Below are 21,236 nucleotides of genomic sequence, written 5' to 3' on the forward strand. Positions count from 1 at the left end.
TGACGCCTTATCGGAAAGAAATGTGCTTTCCCTGGGGAGTTGTGCGCAGGCTGGGACGAAAGCGCGCGAGACGGTCGTCATCGGACCCTGCTACGCAGGGTCGTGAGCAGATATGCGCAGAGCAGAGCGGCCAGCGACAACGTCAGGGCGCCACCCACGGGTTGGACGAGCACCCGTGCCACCACGGACAGATAGCGCTCTCCCCCGAAGGGCCACTGCAGCCAGAGCGTCTCGCGCAGCCGCAGCGGGAATCCGGCCGCGGTCCGCACGGACGCTCCCGCCAAGGCCTTTTGTACGAGGGGGACGACGACGACCGGTACCGCGAGCACGGCCGCGAGCCCCGCCGTGGTGGACCGGAAGATGCCCGCGGCCAGCACCCCGGCCCAGGCACAGCCCACCACGAGGCCCATCCAACTCGCGCCCAGCGAGGGCCAGTCCGCGGGAACCTGCGCGAGCTCCCGTCCGTATACGAGGTAGAGCAATTCGGCGTCGCAGCCGACCGTGAGGAAGGCCAGCGTCAGCGCGGTGGCGGCGGCGACCAGGAGTTTCGCGGTGAGCAGCCCCAGTCGGCGGGGCACGGTGCCGCGGTCCGCCGCCAGTGCGGGGTGGCGGAACTCGTCACCGAAGGCCAGCGCGCCCAGCAGTCCCGCGCCGAGCGCGGCGGGCGGCAGGGGCAGCTCCCGGGGCCAGGCGGCGAGCAGGCGTGCCTGCGGAGTGTGCCCGATCCGGGCGAGCAGTACGGCGGTGACGGCGGACACAAGGAGTACGGCGGCCGCCGTGAGGAATCCGGTGCCGATGCCGGTCGCGCGACGGATCTCGTAGCGCAGGGGGCGGAGAGGGCTGGGGGCGGATCGCACGGAGATGGGGGGCGGGAGGGGGGTGAGGGCGAGGCCGCGCGTGTCGGTACTACGCGGCCTCGGCGCGGGATCGGCGCCGGGAGCCGAGTCGTCCCGCGCCGAGAGATCCGCCGTGGCGGCCGTTTCCTGCGCACCGTCGGCCGCGGCCGCGGGGCGCGGTGGGGTGTCGGGCTGATCGGTGACGCGCCGCTGCGCGGTACCGGGCTTCCCGGTCGCGTCGTCGGCGAGTTGCGCGCGCGGCCGCCCCGACGCGTCCGCGCCATCGGGCTCCGCGGCGGAGGACGCTCCCGCCCCGGGCCCCATGTCTCCGGTCTCGTCGGCGAGTTGGTGTACGAGGATGCCGTGCCGGAACGCCGTGTCGCCGATGTCGGCGCAGGTGCTGCCGTACACGGAGAGGCGGTTGCCCCCCTCGCGGACGATCTCGACGGAGCGCCGCGCGGTGCGGGCCTCCTTGGCCAGGAGGGCGGCGAGGCGTAGGGCGTACGGGCTGCGGACGGCGACCCGGGGGCGCAGCCGCGTGCGGGCGAACTCGGTCACGTCCTGGTCGGCGACGACTCTGCCGCGTTCCAGGGTGACGACCCGGTCGGCGTTGCGGGCGGCCTCCTTGGGATCGGACATGGCGAGCAGGACCGTACCGCCCTGCGCCGCGTGGGCGCGGAGCGTGCCGTGCAGCCAGCGGGCCTCGCGGGCGGAGAGGTCGTCGGCCGGGTCGTCGAGCACGAGTGTGTGGGGGTCGGCGAGCAGGGCGCAGGCCAGGCCGAGGCGGCGGTCCATGCCGCGGGAGAGGGTGCCGAGACGCTCGTCGCGCAGACTGACGAGGCCGACCGTCTCGAGAACTTCGTCGGCCCGGCGGACCGGTACACCCGCGGCGGCGCACAGTATGCGCAGGTGGCCACGGACGCTGCGGGCCGGGTGGCCCGGTACGTCGCCGAGAAGCACACCGACCTCGCGCGACGGGTGGGCGATGCGGTGCAGCGGGCGGCCCCTGAAGTAGGTGAAGCCGCGGCCCTGTTGGAGTTCGAGCATGAGTCTGAGCACCGTCGTCCGGCCCGATCCCGGCGTGCCGAGGAGTGCGGTGACGTGGCCCGCGCGCGCCTCGAAGGAGACGTCGTCGACGGCGGGCGGAAGGTCCTTGCGGGGGTTGCTGGTCAGTCCGAAGGCCTGGATCACCCGCAGCAAGATAGCGCGCTATGTCCGTTTTTTCGGGCATCGCGCGGCCGCCCCACCAGCCGTGATCGGTTCGCTCGGAACCGTGTTCGCCGCTCGCTCCTCAGCCCGGCACCGTGGCGGTCGCCGTTCCGGACGGACGTGCCGTTCGCGGGCTCGGCCTCACGCTTCGGCCCGGCCTCACGCTTCGGCCCGGCCTCACACCTCGGGGCGCAGCATCGGGGGGTTGAGCAACGTGGCCCCGCCGGCCCGGAAGAGCTGCGCCGGGCGGCCGCCCTGACGGGTGGTGGTGCCGCCGGTGGGGACGAGGAAGCCCGGGGTTCCCGTCACCTTGCGATGGAAGTTGCGCGGGTCGAGGGCCACGCCCCACACCGCCTCGTAGACCCTGCGCAGCTCGCCGACGGTGAACTCGGTGGGGCAGAACGCCGTGGCGAGGGAGGAGTACTCGATCTTGGAGCGGGCGCGTTCCACTCCGTCGGACAGGATCTGGGCGTGGTCGAAGGCGAGCGGCGCCACCGGTTCGCCGTCGCGGCCGTAACCGGCCTGCTGCAGCAGCTCCTCGACCGGCGCCCAGCGGGCGTTGCTGGCGTCGCCGCCGGCACGGGGTGCGGGCAGGTCGGGGGCGAGGGCGAGGTGGGCGACGCTGACCACCCGCATCCGGGGATCGCGCTTGGGGTCGCCGTAGGTCGCGAGCTGCTCGAGGTGGGCGCCGTTGTCCTGAGCCGGGACCGCGGGATCGTGGGCGCGCAGCCCGGTCTCCTCGGCCAACTCGCGCGCTGCCGCCTGCGCCAGGTCCTCGTCGGCCCTCACGAATCCGCCGGGCAGTGCCCAGCGCCCCTGAAAGGGTGGTTCGCCCCTGCGCACCGCCAGCGCACACAGGGCGTGGCGGCGCACGGTCAGTACGACCAGGTCCACGGTGACGGCGAAGGGCGGAAAGGCTGACGGGTCGTAGGGCATGCGGCGATCATAGTCGTCTGCCTGACGATAAACACTCCCTTCGTCGGCCGCTTCGGTGACTGATCCACTTCGTTCCGCTATGCGTCTCGCCGTCTGCTGCCGGCCGTGGTGCGGTGGCCTGTCGTGCGAGGTCACACCCCCAGTTGCAGCCCGTTGGCCGCTTCCTCGACCATCGCGAGGCCGAGCCTGCTGACCCTTACGGAGAAGGGGGCGTCGTTGATCCGCAGCCCGGTCAGGACGATCTCGCCGAGGGGCGCGCTGTGCTCGACGACGGCATCCGTGTCGGGGCCGGAGTGCGGGGAGACCCGGAGCGTGCCCACGAAGAGAGCTCGGTCGGCCGAGGGCATCCGGGCCTGGACGGCGAGTGGTTCGCGGCCGGCCGCACGGACCTGGCAACGGGAGAGCACGCGCCGGCCCGCACGGTAGAACCCCTCCAGACCCTCACCGTTCGACTGCCCGTGCTCGGGAGAGATGACGAGGCCCGGCAGGGCGACACAGACGAGCGCGGCGTGGCTGGACGGCAGCTCGGCCGAGCTGCGGGACGGCGGGGGCACAGGTGCGGGGGCGCCTCTGTACGGCGGGGCGACTGCCTGTGGCGGTCGCGGTGGCGGTGGCGGTGAGACAGGTGTGCGCCGGGGCCGACCGGTCGGCCCCGGCGGCTTCCGTTCCTGCCCTGACGGTGCTCGTGCGAGTGACCCTGGCCTGGCGGCAGGTCCCCGTTGAAGCCGCGGGGCGGGGGTTGGGGGTGGTCGGTCGATCGGTCCTGGTCAGCCGCGGGCGAGGCAGACAGGCCCGCGCTCGTGAGCCGGGGCTCCTCGTGCGTGCTGGGGTGAGTCGAGGGTGTCGGCGGGTTGGTCGCAGCCCGGAGGACAGGCTCGGTCCGGAGGATGGGCTCGGTCCGGAGGATGGGCTCGGCCTGGCCGATGCCGAGGCGATCGTCGGCGGTGGGCGGGGGCGGCTGATGCATGTGGTGGCTTCTACTGCGCTCTGTGCCCCTCGGGCTTGTGCGGCGCCGAGCGGGGGCTCCGAACGGTCGTGGGGCGTGCGGCGGCGCGACCCGTCCGGGCGTTCCGCCGCTCAGGTGAACGGGGCGGGACTCCTCCGGGTCACGGCTGTGGCGGGCCGACCCGACGGAAAGGCGGTGTCGGCGCAGAGGGCCGTCTGCGCTTGCCCGGTGCCGACCGTGCCTCGCGGGGCAGCTCCCCTCACGCCGGCAACCCACCCCATCCGTGCGGCTGTTGCTCATGCCTCTGCCTCGCTCCCGTCAGTACCGGGGTGCGCGCTTTCGAGGCGGTCGTCACTCCCGCGTGCGGTCCCCCTTCCGGATGTACGAGGGCGGGTGCCGCCGCCCGTCCGCGCGGCGCCCGTCCGTGCGGCGCCCGTCCGTGCGGCGCCCGTCCGTGCGGCGCCGGGGCGAGTGCTGTCGGAGGGCGCTGTGCCGGGTCGGGTGGGGCCGGTCGGGGCTTTGCCGGGGCGGGAGTCGCCCGTCCGTGCCCTGCTGGGCCGGGTGCCTCCGGCCGGCGCGGGGCCGGGCAGGCTGCCGTCGGTCCGGTCGGGGCCGGAGCCGCCCGTACCGGCGGTGCCGGGGTGCCGACCGCCCGGCGGCGCGGTGTCGGGGCGGGTGTCGGCCGCGGCAGGTTTCCTGGGGCGGGGAACGGTCGCCCCGCTGCCCCGGACGGCCGCCCTCGCCGAGCGCGGCCGGTTCACCGTCGTACCGCTGGAGCGGGAGCGGCGTCGCGGCCGGGAAGCGTCCTCCTTGGCCGCAGCCGGTTCGGTGTCCTCCGATGCGGACTCCGCCTCCCCGCCGCCGTGACGGGACGGAGCGGCTCCGCGGTCGCGGCGTTCCGCTCGCAGGCAGCGGCGAACCGACTCCGGGTCCAGACCCTCGTTGCAGGCCTGGTGCAGGAGGCGGGCGAAGAGATAACCGGGGTCGGCTCCCAGGGCCATGGCGAGGGCTTCGCGGGCCTCCAGATCGTCGCCGGTGGACCACGCGACCCAGCCGGCGAGGGTCAGCGGCGCGGCCGCGTGCTCACCGTAGGGGCCGACGCAGCGGCGGGCCAGGGCCCGCCAGAGCCGCAGGGCGGGGGCGGCCTCCTCCCCTTCCATCCATTCGGCGGCACGGTCGCGGGTCACACGGTCCTGCAGGCCGAGGATCAGCGCCGCGGCCTCGTCGTTCCCGAGCAGCTCGTCGTCCCGGAGGTCCGCGGTGAGCGTGCCGGTGACCGGCGGCGCCGCGGCCAGGCGGTGCATGATCCGCTGGGCCAGCCCGAGCGTCTCCTCGGCCACGGCCACACGGTCGGCGGCGTCCAGAATCCTGGGCACCAGACTCGTGCTCGCGGTGTCGAGGGCGATCTCCTGCGTCAGGGCAGCCCCCGTCTCCCAGGGCTGCAGCCTCGCGCGCAGTTCGCGCAGCGTGCCCCGCACCTGCAGGCCGGCGTAAGTGGCGGCAGCGGCGAGCACGGAGGTACCGGGCAGGCCCATCGAGAGGCCCTCGGGCGGACAGCAGCCCTCGTTGACACAGCAGTACGACCAGAAGCGGCCGTCGGAGATGCACAGGGCCTCGATCACCGGCACGTCGAGCTGCCCGCATTCGACGCGCAGCTTCTGGGCCAGCGGGCGCAGCCGCTCCATGACCTGGCGGCCCGACTCGCCTTTCGCAGGTTCCTGGCAGAGATAAGCGACCATCTGCTCGGGACGGGCTCCTCGGCGCTCGCTTCCCGTCACCAGTCCGTGCGCCAGCTGCCGTGCGACGGATGCCCAGTCGTCCGCGCCGGTGGGAATGCCGAGCCGGGCGCGACCGCCGAACCGGCCCCGGCCCTCCCTGTCGTGCAGGGCGACCAGGACGATGCTGTCCTCGGGGCGGTAGCCGAGGAGGTACGGCAACGCGTCGGCCAGTTCCGCCGGGGTGCGCAGGGTGACCTGATGCTCGGAGCCGTGGCTGTCGTAGGCCGTCGGTGCCATGTTCGTTTCCGGTGACAGAGGTCGGCCGTGGGCGTCGGGCGGCGTGCGGTCCTCGCGCCCGGCCGCCTTGTCGTTTTCGGATGATCCGGTGGTTTCGCTGTGGTTCGTCATGCGCAGACGATCTCGCGGATCACGGGACTCCGCTTTGCCCTGTGGACAAGTCCGACCAGGGACACGTCAACCTGACGTCGAGGCTCCACAACCCCCTTAACAGCACCGCAAGTTGGCGGCGATCCGGCAGTATTACCGGTCCCCCTCCACGCCGGCCCGAGCCCGCTTGACCCGGGTTGTCAGTGCCGTCCTGTTTGATGGGACGCATGGAGCACACGAGCAACGCGGAACTCCGGGCCGCCGCCGACGCGGTCCTCGCCCGCCTGGTCGGGGACGCCGACGGTACGGCCCGGCTGCGCGAGGACCAGTGGCGAGCGATCGAGGCGCTGGTCGCCGAGAAGCGCCGGGCGCTCGTCGTGCAGCGCACGGGGTGGGGCAAGTCGGCCGTCTACTTCGTGGCCACGTCGTTGCTGCGGGCGCAGGGCAGCGGCCCGACGGTGATCGTCTCCCCACTGCTCGCGCTGATGCGCAACCAGGTCGAGGCCGCGGCCCGGGCGGGCATCCACGCCCGGACGATCAACTCCGCCAACACGGAGGAGTGGGGCACCGTCGAGGACGAGATCGCCGCGGGCGAGGTCGACGTGCTGCTCGTGAGCCCGGAGCGGTTGAACAACCCGGACTTCCGGGATCAGGTACTGCCCAAGCTGGCCGCCGCCACCGGGCTGCTCGTGGTGGACGAGGCGCACTGCATCTCCGACTGGGGACACGACTTCCGCCCCGACTACCGCCGGCTGCGCACCATGCTCAGCGATCTTCCGCCGGGCGTACCCGTACTGGCGACCACCGCCACGGCCAACGCTCGGGTGACCGCCGACGTGGCGGAGCAGCTCGGTACGGGCGGCACCTCGGACGCCCTGGTGCTGCGCGGTCCGCTCGACCGGGAGAGCCTGAGTCTGAGCGTGCTGCGGCTGCCGGACGCCGCGCACCGGATGGCCTGGCTCGCCGACCACCTCGCCGAGCTGCCGGGCTCCGGGATCATCTACACGCTCACCGTGGCCGCCGCCGAGGAGGTCACCGCGTTCCTGCGGCACCGCGGGCACACGGTCGCCTCGTACACCGGCAAGACGGAGAACGCGGATCGGCAGCAGGCCGAGGACGACCTTCTGGCCAACAGGGTCAAGGCCCTCGTGGCCACGTCGGCGCTCGGCATGGGCTTCGACAAACCCGACCTCGGCTTCGTGGTCCATCTCGGCTCACCCTCCTCCCCCATCGCCTACTACCAGCAGGTGGGGCGCGCCGGACGCGGCGTCGAGCACGCCGAGGTGCTGCTGCTCCCCGGACAGGAGGACGAGGCGATCTGGGAGTACTTCGCCTCGCTCGCCTTCCCCCCGGAGGATCTGGTACGCCGCACACTGGACGTCCTCGCGCACGCGGACCGCCCGCTGTCGCTGCCCGCTCTGGAGCCCCTGGTGGAGCTGCGCCGTTCCCGGCTGGAGAGCATGCTCAAGGTGCTCGACGTCGACGGGGCGGTCAGGCGGGTCAAGGGCGGCTGGACCGCGACCGGACAGCCCTGGACGTACGAGGCGGAGCGGTACGCCTGGGTCGCGCGGCAGCGCAAGGCCGAGCAGCAGGCGATGCGCGAGTACGCGTCGACGACGGACTGCCGGATGGAGTTCCTGCAGCGCCAGCTGGACGACGAGGGCGCCAAGCCCTGCGGTCGCTGTGACAACTGCGCGGGCGCGCGGTTCACCGCGGACACGTCCACGACGGCGGTGGACGCGGCGCGCGCCGACCTCGGCCGGGCGGGCGTGGAGGTGGAGCCGCGCCGCATGTGGCCGACGGGTCTGCCGGCGATCGGCGTCGATCTCAAGGGGCGCATCCCGGCCGGCGAACAGGCCGCCTCGGGACGGGCGTTGGGCCGTCTGTCGGACATCGGCTGGGGCAACCGGCTGCGTCCCATGTTCGCGCCCCAGGCCCAGGACGAACCGGTGCCGGACGACGTGGCGAAGGCCGTCGTGGGAGTTCTGGCGGACTGGGCCAAGGGGCCCGGCGGCTGGGCCCCGGGTGTGGCGGACGCCCAGCCCCGCCCGGTGGGCGTGGTCAGCGTCGCCTCACGCACCCGGCCCCGGCTGATCGGCTCGGTGGCCGCGCGCATCGCGGAGGTGGGCCGGCTGCCGCTGCTGGGTTCGGTGGAGTACACCGACGACGCGCCCCGGCTCTCCCGCAGCAACAGCGCCCAGCGCCTCAAGGCGCTGGCCGGCGCGCTGACCGTGCCGCCCGCTCTGACCGCCGCCCTCGCGGAGGCCGGCGGTCCGGTCCTCCTCGTCGACGACTACACCGAGACCGGCTGGACGCTCGCGGTCGCGGCCCGCGCGCTTCGCCGGGCCGGCGCACAGGGGGTGCTGCCCCTGGTGCTGGCGGTACAGGGGTGATCCCGGCGGGCACCGCTCACCGTGACGCACACCCTTCCTCTGGACCACCTGTGTCCCAACGATGTACGAACGAGAGGTGAACGGTCGCCTCATGCGTCGCGGCCGTGAGCCCGGGGTAGGGATATAAACGACGTACCGTCATCTTCCGGTCAGTGGCCCCAATTGCTCGTTGCCGCATCCAAGTTCGACAGGAAGAATTGAACTCCGCTCCCCGCAAGGCTCGTCCGTGGTCCGGTAGGGCTCTGCTGCGGTGCGCGCTCCCCCGAATCCGACCTCGCCCTCAGTGTGGGCGCGTAGCCGAAGGGAGGACCGTGACCTTCGGATTCGCTCCGTCCTCCGCGGCGTCCACGTCGACGTCTGCCGACCTGTCCGCCGCATCCGCCAACCCTCTCGTCCGCATGCTCGAACCGGCCGAGTGGGCCGCCGCGGGCATCCCACTGCTGCGCAATCCCCGAGAGGTCGTCAGCGGGCTGCACTCCCGGCATCGCCCCGGGCCGGCGACGGCGATCGTGGCCGTCCTCGACCCGGACGAACGGCTGTGCGCCAGCGCCTCGTTCACCCGCCGCCCGGTCCCGGCCGACGGCTGGATGTTCCGCAACGTGCTGCTCGCCCAACTACGCAGGGTCATCCCGCACGACCTGCGCCGCCGCACGCCGGTGCGCACCGCCGTGCTGCTGTACTGCCGTGACGGCGACGCGCGTTGGACCGAGGAGGACGGCGCGTGGATGTGGGGCCTGCGTGACGCGTGCACGCTGCACGGGCTGCGTTGCGGGGCGTACATCACGCTGACCCGGGACGGCTGGCAGGTGCTCGGGGAAGGGCGCGGCGGGCGCCGCCCGAACGCGGATTCGGCGCCGGAGCCCCTCGGGCTGTCCGAGGCACCGCTTCCGCTGCCGCGCACCGGCGGCGCCGCCTCGGAGGTCCTGCGCCGCGCGGCGGCTCGCTGAAGCACCGGCCGACCGCACCATCCGGGCCGGCCGTTGGACCGGCCCGCTCGGCCGGCCGGCCCAGTGCCTCCGCGTGCCCCGACGACACCCAGGCTCCCCGCGCGCCTTGGCAACGCAAGATCCTCCCGCGCGCCTTGGCAACGTGGAGTCCTCCAGCACCTCTCAGCAACGCAAGGCCCTCCCGCACGCCTTGACAAAGCGGAGCCCTCCACACGCCTAGGCAAAACGGAGGTCCCCCGCACCTCTCAGCAACGCAAGGCCCCCCACACGCCTAGGCAAAACGGAGCCCTCCCCACGCCTCGGCAACGCGAGGTCCCTTCATGCGCCTTGGCAACACGGAGCCCCCCCGCACGTCTAGGCAAGACGGACCCTCCGCACGCCTTAACAACACGGAGGTCCCCCGCACCTCTCAGCAACGCAAGGCCCCCCACACGCCTAGGCAAAACGGAGCCCTCCGCACGCCTAGGCAACGCGAGGTCCCCTCATGCGCCTCGGCAACGCGAGGTCCCCTCATGCGCCTCGGCAACACGGAGGCCACCCACACGCCTAGGCAAGACGGACCCTCCGCACGCCCTAACAACGCCGGGCTTCTCCGCACGTGTTGGCGGCACCGACGCCCCGTCTCTCCGGGCGCCCGGTCTCTCCCAGCGCCCCGACCGGCAACTCCCGCAGGGCATCCCCGCGCACGCCAAAGCGCCCGCCGTGCCGGTGCCGCCGTAGCGGCACCACCGTCACTCGGGCGGCGCTGCCGGTGCCCCTCGGACGTGCCGGAGCGGACTCAGACGCCCGCGCCGAGCACCGAGTTGATCTGCTGCGGATCGCCGCAGACGATCAGCAGGGCGCCGGCCCGGCCATGGGCCAGCTGCAGCGCCGTCGCGGCGGCCGAGGCGGATCCGCCGTTGACGGCGACCACGACGACCGGGCGGGCGGCTGCGCGGGAAGCGACGGCGGCGTCCGCGTAGAAGACGTCGTCGCCCGCGTCGTGCTGGGCCCAGTAGGAGGCTTCACCGAAGGACAGCTCGTGGTCGGCCCACGGGTGCTGTTCGCCGGTGGTGATGACGAGTACGTCGCCGGGCGTCCGCCCCGAGTCCAGCAGCAGGTCCACGGCCTCTTCTGCGGCGTCGAGGGCGCCTTCGGGCGAGGCCGGGATCAGCTGGATCTGCGGGGACGCCGGAGCCGCGGCGGGGGCGGCCGGGGCCGAGGGCCCGGGCTTGACCGCGGTCACGTCACGCGACGTACGTTGCGCCGGCGGGGTGGGCCGGAGCGGACCGGGACGACCGGGCCGCGGCGGAGCCGCGGGACGGGGGCCGGGTACAGGACGAGGGGTCGGCGCGGTTCGGCCACTGGCCGGAGTGGCGCGGGGACCCTGGGCACTCTCGTGAATCTGAGGCTCCTCGGGAATGAGAGGCATGAGCTGATGTTTATCAAACGCCGGTGCGACTCGCGTCGGCGGGTGGCACATGAGTGCGAGCGGAATCGTCAGAAATCGAAGCCGAGCTGACCCTCGATTTCCGGAACGCCTCCGTCCGCCCAACTGCGGACCTTCTTGAGATGCCGCCACTGGGGCAGCGCATCAAGATACGCCCACGACAACCGGTGATACGGGGTGGGCCCCCGTACCTCGAGTGCGGCCTTGTGCACGGGCGACGGATACCCGGCGTTGTCCGCAAAACCGAAGTCTGCATGGTCGATACCCAGTTCGGCCATCATTTTGTCGCGCTGAACCTTGGCGATCACCGAGGCCGCCGCCACGGCCACGCACGACCGGTCGCCCTTGATCACCGTACGAACCTTCCAGGGCATCCCCAGGTAGTCGTGCTTGCCGTCGAGGATCACCGCGTCCGGGCGGACCGGCAGAGCCTCCAGGGCGCGCACCGCCGCCAGCCGCAGGGCCGCCGTCATCCCCAGCTGGTCGATCTCCTCGTGCGAGGCGTGACCCAGGGCGTAGGACGTCACCCACTTCCGCAGCTCCTCTGCGAGCACGGTGCGGCGCTTCACGGTGAGCAGCTTGGAGTCGGTGAGGCCCTCGGGCGGTCGGCGCAGTCCGGTGACCGCCGCGCAGACGGTGACGGGGCCGGCCCACGCGCCGCGCCCCACCTCGTCGACACCGGCAATGATCTTCGCTCCGGTCGTTGCGCGAAGGGAGCGCTCGACGGTGTGAGTAGGTGGTTCGTACGGCATGGCGCCCTTAGCGTACGCCTCGCGGATCACCGGCGACACCCCGGCTCCCCGGGTCGCGTCAGGACCCCCGCCTCCCCCGCTCAGCCGGCGCTCGGCCGGAGCAGCGGAACCATCAACTGGTCGACCATTTCCTCGAGATCGCTGTCGCCCCATTCACTCCCGCACATCTTGGAGCGGTACATCATCATGGCCGGAATGGCATCGTAGACATAGCCGTTCGCCGCTCCGGACCGCACTTCGTTCCGCGCGATGCCACGCATGATGACCTCACGAAGCAGCTTGAGCGTGGGCTCCACGATCCCGTCGAAGATCACGGTGTGGAACCGCTCCGCCTGCGCAGGGTTGCACTCGTGAACCACGGAGCGGACGGCGTACCCGGGGCGCGAGAACATCGCGTCCCGCGCCTGGCGGCACAACTGGAGCAGGTCCTCGCGCACACTGCCCAGATCGGGCACCTCCTCGATCCGCGGCAGGGCCGCCTGCAGGGCGTCCGCGACGAGGTCCTCCTTGGACGGCCAGCGGCGGTAGACCGCGGCCTTGCCGGTCTGGGCGCCGGCGGCGACGCCCTCCATGGTCAGGCCGTTCCAGCCGACGGTGCCGAGTTGGTCCAGGGCGGCATCGAGGATGGCGCGTTCGAGCACGGCGCCGCGCCGACGGGGGGAGGCCGCCTGAGCGGGGGCGGCCGTCCAGCGCGAGGTAACCATCTGAATCTGTCTCCAGCGAGCGGGTGAGCGGGGGCTTACGGGACGAGGGGTGCGTCGCGCGGCGACAGCGGGGGAGGTGCCGCACGACATCGATTTAAGTGAACGCTTGCGTTCACTATTGGGGACTCACTACCTTTGACGCGACAGTGAACGCGGGCGTTCACTAACGCTTCCGTGGGGGACCCATAGTGACAACCTCTCAGTTGATCAAGGATCAGAAGCCAGGTGCGGCTCGCCGGGGCGGCCGTCCCGGCGTCGCGCTCGCGGTCATCGCGGCCTGCCAACTCATGGTCGTACTCGACGCGACGATTGTGAACATCGCGCTGCCGCACATTCAAGACGCGCTCCAGTTCAGCACGACCGACCTCACCTGGGTCGTCAGCGCCTACACACTCACCTTCGGCGGTCTGCTGCTCCTGGGTGGCCGGGCCGGTGACATCCTCGGCCGCCGACGGGTCTTCATGACCGGCATCCTGCTGTTCACCTTCGCCTCGCTGCTCGGCGGCCTCGCCCAGGAGCCCTGGCAGCTGCTGGCCGCACGGGTCCTGCAGGGCATGGGAGGCGCGATCGCGTCGCCCACCGCGCTGGCGCTCATCACCACCACGTTTCCCGAGGGGCCCGAGCGCAACCGGGCGTTCGGCGTCTTCGCCGCGGTCTCGGCGGGCGGCGGTGCCATCGGGCTGCTCTCCGGCGGCATGCTCACCGAGTGGCTCGACTGGCGCTGGGTGTTCTTCGTCAACGTGCCGATCGGCCTGGTGATCATCCTTCTCGCACCGGTCTACATCAGCGAGTCCGAACGCCACTCGGGTCGTTTCGACATCGCGGGCGCCGTGACCTCGACCGCGGGCATGGCCTCGCTCGTCTACGGCTTCATCCGCGCGGCGGACGAGGGCTGGCGGGACGGTCTGGCCATCGGGTCCTTCGGCGCCGCCGTGGTCCTGCTGGCCGCCTTCGCGCTGATCGAGTCGCGGGCGAAGGAACCGATCACGCCGCTGCGGATGTTCGCCGACCGCAACCGCTCGGGCACGTACGTGATCATGCTGAGCCTGGCCGCGGCGATGTTCGGCATGTTCTTCTACATCGTGCTCTTCGTGCAGAACGTGCTGGGGTACAGCCCGATCCAGGCCGGCCTCGCCTTCCTGCCGGTGACGGTCGTGATCGCGCTCGGCGCGGGTCTGTCCCAGCGCTTCCTGCCGAGGTTCGGACCCAAGCCGTTCATGCTCACGGGGTCCGCGCTCGCGGTGATCGGACTGGCCTGGCAGACGATGATCAGCTCCGGCAGCTCCTACGCCGGCGGCGTGCTCGGTCCGATGCTGGTCTTCGGCTTCGGCATGGGCCTGAACTTCGTGACGCTCACGGTGACCGCCGTCTCCGGTGTCGCCCAGCACGAGGCGGGTGCGGCCTCGGGTCTGCTCAACGCCACGCAGCAGGTGGGCGGTTCGCTCGGGCTGTCCATCCTGACGACGGTGTTCGGCTCGGCCAGCAAGGACGAGGCGTCGAAGCAGCTTCCGAAGTTCCTCGCCGACGGATCGGCTCAGCAGAAGGCGGAGTTCGCCAAGACGCACCAACTGCCAGGCACGTGGGGGCACGAGGTGCTCGCCCAGGGCATCTCGATGGGCTTCGTCGCCGCCGCGGCCATGGCCGTACTGGCACTCGCGACCGCCTGGCTGGTGATCCGGGTACGGAAGAGCGACCTGGAGGCCCTCGCCGGGACGGCGGGCCCGGGCATCGGCTGAGCCGATCCCGCCCGCACGGGGACGGCCGGACCGGGTCCAGGGGACCGATGGCGAGGACGCCGGTCCGGCCGTCCGCACACCCGCGGCGCCGCACGACGTCGCCGCCGACACTGACGCGAACCGCATGACCCCCACCCCCCGGACCCCTGTTGTGCCACCCGCGTGATGTCGGCCCGTCGCCAGCCGGGCCGACACACGCACAACGGACAACCCGTCACGCAGAGTTCCCGACGAACACGGAGAGTTTTCAGCCATCCGCCTCGTCGAGGCACCGGCCGTTCAGGCAGAAGCCGCAAAGAGCGCCCCGTCTCGCGCCAGCCGCGAAGCCGCCCCCGGCGCCTCAGGCCGAAGCCGCCCGCTCCCCCGGCGTCCACTCCGGCAGGACTTCCGTCGCCGCCGTCCATTCCGCGGGGGGCAGCCCCGCCTTCGCCGAGGCGACCACGCCGCCGACGATCGCGCAGGTGGTGTCCACGTCGCCGCCGACCTGGGCGGTCGTCCAGAAGGCCCGCTCGTAGTCGCCGAGGGCCCGCGCGGCCGACCAGAGGGCGAAGGGGACGGTGTCGTGGGCCGTCGTACGCCGTCCGCAGCCCAGGACGGCAGCGACGGTGCCCGGGTCGCCGTAGTCGAGCATGTCCCGGGCGCGCCGCAGGCCCGCGCCGACGGCGCTCTTCGGGACGAGGGCGACGACGCCGTCGAGAAGTGCCTCGGGGCTCGGCGGTCCGGTGGGCGCGGCGACCAGCGCGGCGGCGGCAGCCACGGCCATGGCGCCGACGACGGCCTCGCGGTGCTGGTGCGTGGGGTAGGCGGAGATCTCCGCCTGGTGCGTCGCCTGCTCCGGGTCGTCCGCGTACCAGGCGCCCAGGGGTGCGATCCGCATGGCCGCGCCGTTGCCCCAGGACCCCTGGCCGTTGAAGAGCGCGGCGGCCAGTTCGCGCCAGTCGCCGCCCTCGCGGACCAGCCGCAGCAGACGGTTGACGGCGGGACCGTAGCCCCGGTCGAAGTCGTGGTGGTGGGCGAAGGACTGGGCGAGGGCGTTCTGGTCGATGCGGTCGTGGGCGGCGAGGACGGCGACCACGGAGCAGGCCATCTCCGTGTCGTCGGTCCACTGCCAGGGACCGGGCGGCAGCTCGCGGCGCTTGAGCAGCGGATAGTTCGCCGGCACGAAGAACTGCGAGCCCAGGGCGTCCCCGACCGCCAGTCCACGGAGGCTGGTCAGGGCGCGGTCCAGGCGCCCGGCGGAGGAGGAGTCAGGGGTCATATGTGCGCCACTCTATCCGGTGATCCCGTACGGCTCCGGGTCCCGCCAGCGTTCGAAGGGCCGGTCGAGCTGATACTTGCCGTCGTCCCCGAGAACGAGCATCCGCATCTCCGCGTTCCCGGGGTTGGACAGCGACTCGAACTCCGCGACCGTCCAGTGGAACCAGCGCATGCAGAACAGCCGCATGGCCAGGCCATGGGTCACCAGCAGCACGTTCGGCGGGTGGTCGGGGTCCTCGAAGCTGCGGAACAGGCTCTCCAGGAAGCCCCCGACCCGGTCGTACACGTCGGCGCCGGACTCGCCCTGGGCGAAGCGGTAGAAGAAGTGGCCGTACGCGTCCCGGTAGGCCTTCTGGAGGCGTACGTCGTCGCGGTCCTGCCAGTTTCCCCAGTCCTGCTCGCGCAGCCGGGGCTCCTCGCGCACCCGGATCAGATCGGGGTCGAGGTGGAAGGAGCGCAGGGTCTCGTGGGTGCGGCGGTACGGGGAGACGTACACGCTGACGCGCTCGCGGCCGAAGACCTCCCGCAGCCGTTTGCCGGTCTCCTCCGCCTGCTCCCGGCCACGCTCGGTCAGTGCGAGCGCGTGGTCGGGTTCACGCTCGTAGACGGTGTCATCAACATTGCCCGTTGACTCCCCGTGGCGGACAAGGACGATGCGCCGTGGTCGTGCCATGCGGAAACCCTAGATCGAGTGACGGCTGATCGTTCACTCGTACGGGCCCCATACGGCGTAGGTCACACGGTTCCCGCACCACGGGCGGCGTCCGGGCGCGCGATCGGGGCCCGTTCTCAGACCGTCCAGGTCGGTTCGAGGGCCACGATGTCCCCGCTGAGGGCCGCCACGTCCGCCTCGATCTGGGCCCGCAGGGCGAGCCGCTCGACGCGTTCGGCGCGGTACTTGCCGTGTTCCGCGGCCGACCGCCACATCGAGAGCACCAGGAACTCGTGACCGGGGGCCTCCCCGAACAACCCACGGATCATGCCCGGCGAACCGGCCATGGCGGGGTTCCAGACCTTCTCCTGCATCAGGGTGAAGTGCTCGGCGCGCTCCTCGTGGACGCGGCACAGGGCCACGCGCACCAGGTCCGCGTCCGTGAAGCGCGGCTCGAAGCCGGTCTTCACGTCGAAGCGGTAGTCGAAGAGCTTGACCTGGGTGTCCTTGAACGTGCCGGACTGCGACGCGGCGAGCCGGTCGTGGGAACGCGCCATGAAGGAGTCGTAGAAGGAACGGCTCTCCCAGAAGGAGAAGATGTGCGCCACGCCCGGCCGCCCCCGGCTCCAGCCACCGCCCTGTCCCCGAAACCCCGGCTCCCCCAGAAGCCCCGCCCACTTTCGCTGCCCCCGCTCGAACCCGCGGCGGTCCACCACGGTGCAGCGAATCCACTTGACCAGCACCGCGCCATGGTAAGGCCAGGAGGGTGGCGCCGGTCACGCTCCGGCGGACAGCTCCGGAGCACGCGCGCCCATCCGCGTGGCAGGATGGACAATCGGCCTTGTACGCACGGCAGTTCGGGCCGGACTGGGTAAAAGCGGAAACGGGGAAGGGGAAACCTGGTGAACGCCCTCAACAAGGGGATCCGCAAGGTCGAGGTCGCGGTCAAGTGGGACCCGAGTCCGGCGGGGCAGCCGCCGACCGATCTGGACATCGTTGCCGCCACCTACCCGTCGGGCGACCCGTACGGCGATCCCGCCTATGTGGTGCACTTCGACAGCCGTTCGCCCGACGGCACCATCTACCTCAACCGGGACAGCAGGGACGGCAAGGGCTTCGGCTGGGACGAGATCATGACGCTGGAGCTGGACCGGCTCAGCGAGCGGTACGCGCGCGTGGTGGTCGGCGTCGTCATCCAGCCGCGCCCGGAACCACGGACCTTCGTCAGCGTCATCAACCCGGGTCTGCGCATCCGCGAGGGGTACGCGGTCCTGGCCGAGGACGAATTCGGCGACGTACTCGGCGCCACGGCGGCGACCGTCGGGGAGTTCGTGCGCGACGGGTCCGGAGCCTGGGACTTCCGTCCCGGAATCCACGGCCACGAGGACGATCCTGAGACGTTCACCAGGACCATGGGACGCGCGCACCAGCCCTGATCCGTCTCACCCCGCGCGCCAGCCCGGAACCGTCGGCAGCACCTTCTCGGCGACACGGAAGAGCGCCGTGTCGTCGGGTGTCGCGAAGTCCTGGCGCCAGAGGGAGACTTCGTAGAAGCCGCCGCCGTCCTTGGCGTCCCTGGCGACCAGCAGGCTTCTGGCGATGCCGCCCGGGCCGGTGCGGGCCTTGCCGCCGCCCAGGTTGAAGCTCAGGGCGATGGTCCGGTCCGAGTAGAGGACCGCGGGATGTCCGAGGACCGTCCTGCGCTGCGCGGTGGCGCCGAGGAAGGCGGCCATGTCGGCCACGGGGACGTCGTCGTCGGACAGCGAGAGCTTCAGGGAGTACGTCTTCAGATCGACGTCCGCCTCCGGCGTGCTGGTCCTACTGCCGTCGGCGGAGGTCATGGTGCTCTCGTTGCCGTCGGCGGTCTGCGCGTACTCGTCCGGCGTGCCGAGCAGCGCGGGCAGGTCGGGGCGGTTCAGGGCCGTGCACAGCTGGTCCCCGGTCACGCCTTTCGACGGCTTGGAGTGGTGGGCGGCCTCGCATGTGGCCGGCGCGCTCTGGCCGGGCCCCTGCCGCAGGGTCCCGCTGAGGGCCCACAGGGCCAGCGCCAGGCCTCCGACCACCACCACCGCGGCGATCGCCTGGGCCCCCGCGCTCATGCCCTTCTCGGGCTCACTCGCTGCTCTTCCGGAGTCGGCGAAACCGTCGACCATGTCCCCCACGTTCCCCACCCTGCCGTTCGCGCCGGTCGTGCGCCGGGGGAGCCTAACCTGTGAACGCTCCGCGGGGGAACAAGTTTTCGCATTTCAACGAAGGGGCGGTGGAGCGACGAAAGGGGCGGTGGAGCCGGACACCGGCTCCACCGCCCCGCACGGCCGACTCAGCCGCGCTCGCGCGGCATCAGCTGCAGCCGCTGGTCGAGCCGCAGCCCTCGCAGATGTAGCAGGAACCGGCGCGCTGCATCTTCGTACCGCAGGAGAAGCAGAGCGGGGCGTCGGCCTGGATGCCCAGCTGCATCTCCACCAGTTCGGCGCTGGTGTGGGCCTGCTTCGGGGCCGGCTTGGCCGCCTCGACCTCGGCACGCGGCGTGGCCACGGCCTTCAGCTCCTGGGCGCGCGGCGCCGACTGGGCCAGACCCTCGACGTCGACCTCGTCGTCGTCCATGGACTGCTCGTACGAACCCGTCTCCAGGTGACGCTGGCGCTCCTCGGCGGAGTGGATGCCGAGGGCGGACCGCGTCTCGAAGGGCAGGAAGTCCAGCGCCAGGCGGCGGAAGATGTAGTCGACGATCGACTGCGCCATCCGCACGTCCGGGTCGTCCGTCATGCCGGCCGGCTCGAAGCGCATGTTCGTGAACTTGGAGACGTACGTCTCCAGGGGCACGCCGTACTGGAGGCCGACCGAGACGGCGATGGAGAAGGCGTCCATCATGCCCGCGAGGGTGGAACCCTGCTTGGACATCTTCAGGAAGACCTCACCGAGACCGTCGTCCGGGTAGGAGTTGGCGGTCATGTAGCCCTCGGCACCGCCGACCGTGAACGACGTCGTGATGCCGGGACGACCCTTCGGGAGGCGCTTGCGGACCGGGCGGTACTCGATGACCTTCTCGACCGTCTCGCGGATGGTCGCCTCGGCCTTCTCCGTGACCGCGGCCTTCTCCTTCTCCTTGGTCTTGGCGGAGAGCGGCTGGCCGACCTTGCAGTTGTCGCGGTAGATGGCGAGCGCCTTGACGCCCATCTTCCAGGCCTCGAAGTAGACCTCCTCGACGTCCTCGACGGTCGCCGACTCCGGCAGGTTGACCGTCTTGGACAGGGCGCCGGAGATCCACGGCTGGATCGCGGCCATCATGCGGACGTGACCCATCGCGGAGATGGAACGCTCGCCCATGGCGCAGTCGAACACCTCGTAGTGCTCGTGCTTGAGGCCGGGGGCGTCGATCACATTGCCGTGCTCGGCGATGTGGGCGACGATCGCCTCGATCTGCTCCTCCTGGTAGCCCAGGCGGCGCAGGGCCTGCGGGACCGTGCCGTTGACGATCTGCATCGAGCCGCCGCCGACCAGCTTCTTGAACTTGACCAGGGCGAGGTCGGGCTCCAGGCCGGTGGTGTCGCAGGACATCGCCAGGCCGATGGTGCCGGTCGGGGCGATGACGGACGCCTGGGAGTTACGGAAACCGTTCTTCTCGCCGAGGCGCAGCACGTCCTGCCAGGCCTCCGTGGCGGCGGCCCAGATCGGCGTGTCGAGGTCGTCCACGCGGACGGCCTCGGTGTTGGCGTCGGCGTGCTGCTTCATGACGCGGTTGTGGGCCGTCGCGTTGCGGGCGTAGCCGTCGTACGCGCCGACGACGGCGGCGAGTTCGGCGGAGCGCTTGTACGACGTGCCGGTCATCAGGGAGGTGATGGCGCCGGCGAGGGCGCGGCCGCCGTCGGAGTCGTAGGCGTGGCCGGTCGCCATCAGCAGGGCGCCGAGGTTGGCGTAGCCGATGCCGAGCTGGCGGAACGCGCGCGTGTTCTCGCCGATCTTCTGGGTCGGGAAGTCCGCGAAGCAGATGGAGATGTCCATCGCGGTGATGACGAGCTCGACGACCTTCGCGAAGCGCTCGACGTCGAAGGACTGCGTGCCCTTGCCGTCGTCCTTGAGGAACTTCATCAGGTTCAGCGAGGCGAGGTTGCAGGACGTGTTGTCCAGGTGCATGTACTCGCTGCAGGGGTTCGAGCCGTTGATGCGGCCGGACTCCGGGCAGGTGTGCCAGCGGTTGATCGTGTCGTCGTACTGGATGCCCGGGTCGGCGCAGGCCCAGGCGGCCTCGGCCATCTTGCGGAACAGGCTCTTGGCCTCGACCTCTTCGATGACCTCGCCGGTCATCCGCGCGCGCAGGCCGAACTTGCCGCCCTGCTCGACGGCCTTCATGAACTCGTCGTTGACACGGACCGAGTTGTTGGCGTTCTGGTACTGGACGGACGTGATGTCGTCGCCGCCCAGGTCCATGTCGAAGCCCGCGTCGCGCAGGGCGCGGATCTTCTCCTCCTCCTTCACCTTGGTCTCGATGAAGTTCTCGATGTCGGGGTGGTCGACGTCGAGGATGACCATCTTGGCGGCACGGCGGGTGGCACCACCGGACTTGATGGTGCCGGCGGAGGCGTCGGCGCCGCGCATGAAGGAGACCGGGCCGGAGGCGTTGCCGCCGGAGGACAGCAGCTCCTTGGAGGAGCGAATGCGGGAGAGGTTCAGGCCGGCACCGGAGCCGCCCTTGAAGATCATGCCCTCTTCCTTGTACCAGTCGAGGATCGACTCCATGGAGTCGTCGACGGACAGGATGAAGCAGGCGGAGACCTGCTGCGGCTGGGGCGTGCCCACGTTGAACCAGACGGGGCTGTTGAAGCTGAAGATCTGGTGCAGGAGGGCGTACGCCAGCTCGTGCTCGAAGATCTCGGCGTCCGCGGGAGAGGCGAAGTACTTGTAGTCCTCGCCGGCCTTCCGGTACGTCTTCACGATGCGGTCGATCAGCTGCCTGAGGCCGGTCTCGCGCTGCGGGGTGCCGACGGCACCGCGGAAGTACTTGCTGGTGACGATGTTGACCGCGTTCACCGACCAGAAGTCGGGGAACTCGACGCCGCGCTGCTCGAAGTTGACCGAGCCGTCGCGCCAGTTGGTCATGACGACGTCACGGCGCTCCCAGGTCACCTCGTCGTACGGGTGTACGCCGGGGGTGGTGTGGATGCGCTCGATACGCAGGCCCTTGTTCGCTGCCGCCTTGGTGCCCTTGGCGCGGGAACTCCGTGCCGGACCGCTCGCCGTCTCTGTCATGCCGCCTCCCTGTACGGGCGAAAACGCCCTGAAGTGCCACGATGTTCCCGTGGCACGGTGTTCTGTCTGGTGTTGCGGGCACCCACT

At 71.5% G+C, this 21,236-nt stretch carries 16 protein-coding genes; 4 read left to right on the forward strand and 12 right to left on the reverse strand.

All coding sequences use genetic code 11. The features are described 5' to 3' along the window. Positions 1-77: 77 nt before the first annotated feature. The 4 genes from ACQF4J_RS13795 to ACQF4J_RS13810 all read right to left on the reverse strand — a co-directional run bounded on the left by ACQF4J_RS13795 (position 78) and on the right by ACQF4J_RS13810 (position 6,053). On the reverse strand, positions 78-2,027 hold the full coding sequence (locus tag ACQF4J_RS13795) for an ATP-binding cassette domain-containing protein (protein ID WP_427165715.1): 1,950 nt from the start codon (positions 2,025-2,027) through the stop codon (positions 78-80). 195 nt (positions 2,028-2,222) lie between these two features. After that, on the reverse strand, positions 2,223-2,981 hold the full coding sequence (locus tag ACQF4J_RS13800; protein WP_351570252.1) for an NUDIX hydrolase: 759 nt from the start codon (positions 2,979-2,981) through the stop codon (positions 2,223-2,225). A gap of 131 nt (positions 2,982-3,112) precedes the next feature. Then, positions 3,113-3,535, reverse strand: coding sequence for a glycogen debranching N-terminal domain-containing protein (locus ACQF4J_RS13805; RefSeq protein WP_427165716.1), 423 nt, complete (start codon positions 3,533-3,535; stop codon positions 3,113-3,115). A gap of 688 nt (positions 3,536-4,223) precedes the next feature. Beyond that, complete coding sequence (locus ACQF4J_RS13810) at positions 4,224-6,053, reverse strand: DUF4192 family protein (RefSeq protein ID WP_427165717.1); 1,830 nt, start codon at positions 6,051-6,053, stop codon at positions 4,224-4,226. 206 nt (positions 6,054-6,259) lie between these two features. Between ACQF4J_RS13810 and ACQF4J_RS13815 the strand changes: the two genes are divergently transcribed. Both ACQF4J_RS13815 and ACQF4J_RS13820 read left to right on the forward strand, forming a co-directional pair. Then, positions 6,260-8,425 carry a RecQ family ATP-dependent DNA helicase gene (locus ACQF4J_RS13815; protein ID WP_427165718.1) on the forward strand — a complete coding sequence of 722 codons (2,166 nt, stop codon included), beginning with the start codon at positions 6,260-6,262 and terminating at the stop codon, positions 8,423-8,425. Between the two features lie 311 nt (positions 8,426-8,736). Continuing rightward, on the forward strand, positions 8,737-9,372 hold the full coding sequence (locus ACQF4J_RS13820; RefSeq protein WP_351570239.1) for a hypothetical protein: 636 nt from the start codon (positions 8,737-8,739) through the stop codon (positions 9,370-9,372). Positions 9,373-10,150: 778 nt separating this feature from the next. On the opposite strand, the gene ACQF4J_RS13825 is transcribed toward ACQF4J_RS13820, so the two are convergent. The 3 genes from ACQF4J_RS13825 to ACQF4J_RS13835 form a co-directional block, all read right to left on the reverse strand. Continuing rightward, positions 10,151-10,783: a hypothetical protein gene (locus ACQF4J_RS13825; protein ID WP_427165719.1), complete on the reverse strand. Its 633-nt coding sequence runs from the start codon at positions 10,781-10,783 to the stop codon at positions 10,151-10,153. A gap of 68 nt (positions 10,784-10,851) precedes the next feature. Then, a complete protein-coding gene (locus ACQF4J_RS13830; protein ID WP_351570234.1) occupies positions 10,852-11,553 on the reverse strand; it encodes a ribonuclease HII in 702 nt (233 codons plus the stop codon). Positions 11,554-11,633: 80 nt separating this feature from the next. After that, positions 11,634-12,257 (reverse strand): TetR/AcrR family transcriptional regulator, encoded by a 624-nt coding sequence (locus tag ACQF4J_RS13835; protein WP_351570231.1) that lies wholly within the window; start codon positions 12,255-12,257, stop codon positions 11,634-11,636. 188 nt (positions 12,258-12,445) lie between these two features. On the opposite strand from ACQF4J_RS13835, the gene ACQF4J_RS13840 reads away from it, so the two are divergent. Further along, positions 12,446-13,993 carry an MFS transporter gene (locus ACQF4J_RS13840; RefSeq protein ID WP_351570228.1) on the forward strand — a complete coding sequence of 516 codons (1,548 nt, stop codon included), beginning with the start codon at positions 12,446-12,448 and terminating at the stop codon, positions 13,991-13,993. Between the two features lie 340 nt (positions 13,994-14,333). Here ACQF4J_RS13840 and ACQF4J_RS13845 read toward each other — a convergent pair whose 3' ends face one another. The 3 genes from ACQF4J_RS13845 to ACQF4J_RS13855 all read right to left on the reverse strand — a co-directional run bounded on the left by ACQF4J_RS13845 (position 14,334) and on the right by ACQF4J_RS13855 (position 16,645). Beyond that, positions 14,334-15,251 (reverse strand): ADP-ribosylglycohydrolase family protein, encoded by a 918-nt coding sequence (locus ACQF4J_RS13845; protein ID WP_427165720.1) that lies wholly within the window; start codon positions 15,249-15,251, stop codon positions 14,334-14,336. A 12-nt stretch (positions 15,252-15,263) separates the two neighbouring features. Beyond that, positions 15,264-15,923 (reverse strand): histidine phosphatase family protein, encoded by a 660-nt coding sequence (locus tag ACQF4J_RS13850; RefSeq protein WP_351570224.1) that lies wholly within the window; start codon positions 15,921-15,923, stop codon positions 15,264-15,266. A gap of 116 nt (positions 15,924-16,039) precedes the next feature. Next, positions 16,040-16,645, reverse strand: a complete 606-nt coding sequence (locus ACQF4J_RS13855; RefSeq protein ID WP_351570222.1) for a YdbC family protein — start codon at positions 16,643-16,645, stop codon at positions 16,040-16,042. Between the two features lie 159 nt (positions 16,646-16,804). On the opposite strand from ACQF4J_RS13855, the gene ACQF4J_RS13860 reads away from it, so the two are divergent. Next, the gene (locus ACQF4J_RS13860) at positions 16,805-17,338 is read left to right on the forward strand and encodes a TerD family protein (RefSeq protein WP_351570219.1); all 534 of its coding nucleotides are present in this window, start codon (positions 16,805-16,807) and stop codon (positions 17,336-17,338) included. Between the two features lie 6 nt (positions 17,339-17,344). Here the strand turns inward: ACQF4J_RS13860 and ACQF4J_RS13865 are convergent, their stop codons facing one another. Further along, positions 17,345-18,055: a DUF6215 domain-containing protein gene (locus ACQF4J_RS13865; RefSeq protein ID WP_351570508.1), complete on the reverse strand. Its 711-nt coding sequence runs from the start codon at positions 18,053-18,055 to the stop codon at positions 17,345-17,347. 187 nt (positions 18,056-18,242) lie between these two features. Next, positions 18,243-21,149, reverse strand: coding sequence for a vitamin B12-dependent ribonucleotide reductase (locus ACQF4J_RS13870; protein ID WP_351577526.1), 2,907 nt, complete (start codon positions 21,147-21,149; stop codon positions 18,243-18,245). Positions 21,150-21,236 lie beyond the last annotated feature (87 nt).

The organism is Streptomyces sp. C1-1 (assembly GCF_050214755.1).
In the GTDB taxonomy this organism is placed as follows: Bacteria; Actinomycetota; Actinomycetes; order Streptomycetales; family Streptomycetaceae; genus Streptomyces.

Excerpts from the sequence above, each read along its gene's own strand:
- ACQF4J_RS13835 (WP_351570231.1), bottom strand. The coding sequence starts at position 12,257 with ATGGTTACCTCGCGCTGGACGGCCGCCCCCGCTCAGGCGGCCTCCCCC.
- ACQF4J_RS13845 (WP_427165720.1), bottom strand. The coding sequence starts at position 15,251 with ATGACCCCTGACTCCTCCTCCGCCGGGCGCCTGGACCGCGCCCTGACC.
- ACQF4J_RS13865 (WP_351570508.1), bottom strand. The coding sequence starts at position 18,055 with ATGGTCGACGGTTTCGCCGACTCCGGAAGAGCAGCGAGTGAGCCCGAG.
- ACQF4J_RS13800 (WP_351570252.1), bottom strand. The coding sequence starts at position 2,981 with ATGCCCTACGACCCGTCAGCCTTTCCGCCCTTCGCCGTCACCGTGGAC.
- ACQF4J_RS13810 (WP_427165717.1), bottom strand. The coding sequence starts at position 6,053 with ATGACGAACCACAGCGAAACCACCGGATCATCCGAAAACGACAAGGCG.
- ACQF4J_RS13825 (WP_427165719.1), bottom strand. The coding sequence starts at position 10,783 with ATGCCTCTCATTCCCGAGGAGCCTCAGATTCACGAGAGTGCCCAGGGT.
- ACQF4J_RS13870 (WP_351577526.1), bottom strand. The coding sequence starts at position 21,149 with ATGACAGAGACGGCGAGCGGTCCGGCACGGAGTTCCCGCGCCAAGGGC.
- ACQF4J_RS13850 (WP_351570224.1), bottom strand. The coding sequence starts at position 15,923 with ATGGCACGACCACGGCGCATCGTCCTTGTCCGCCACGGGGAGTCAACG.
- ACQF4J_RS13830 (WP_351570234.1), bottom strand. The coding sequence starts at position 11,553 with ATGCCGTACGAACCACCTACTCACACCGTCGAGCGCTCCCTTCGCGCA.
- ACQF4J_RS13815 (WP_427165718.1), top strand. The coding sequence starts at position 6,260 with ATGGAGCACACGAGCAACGCGGAACTCCGGGCCGCCGCCGACGCGGTC.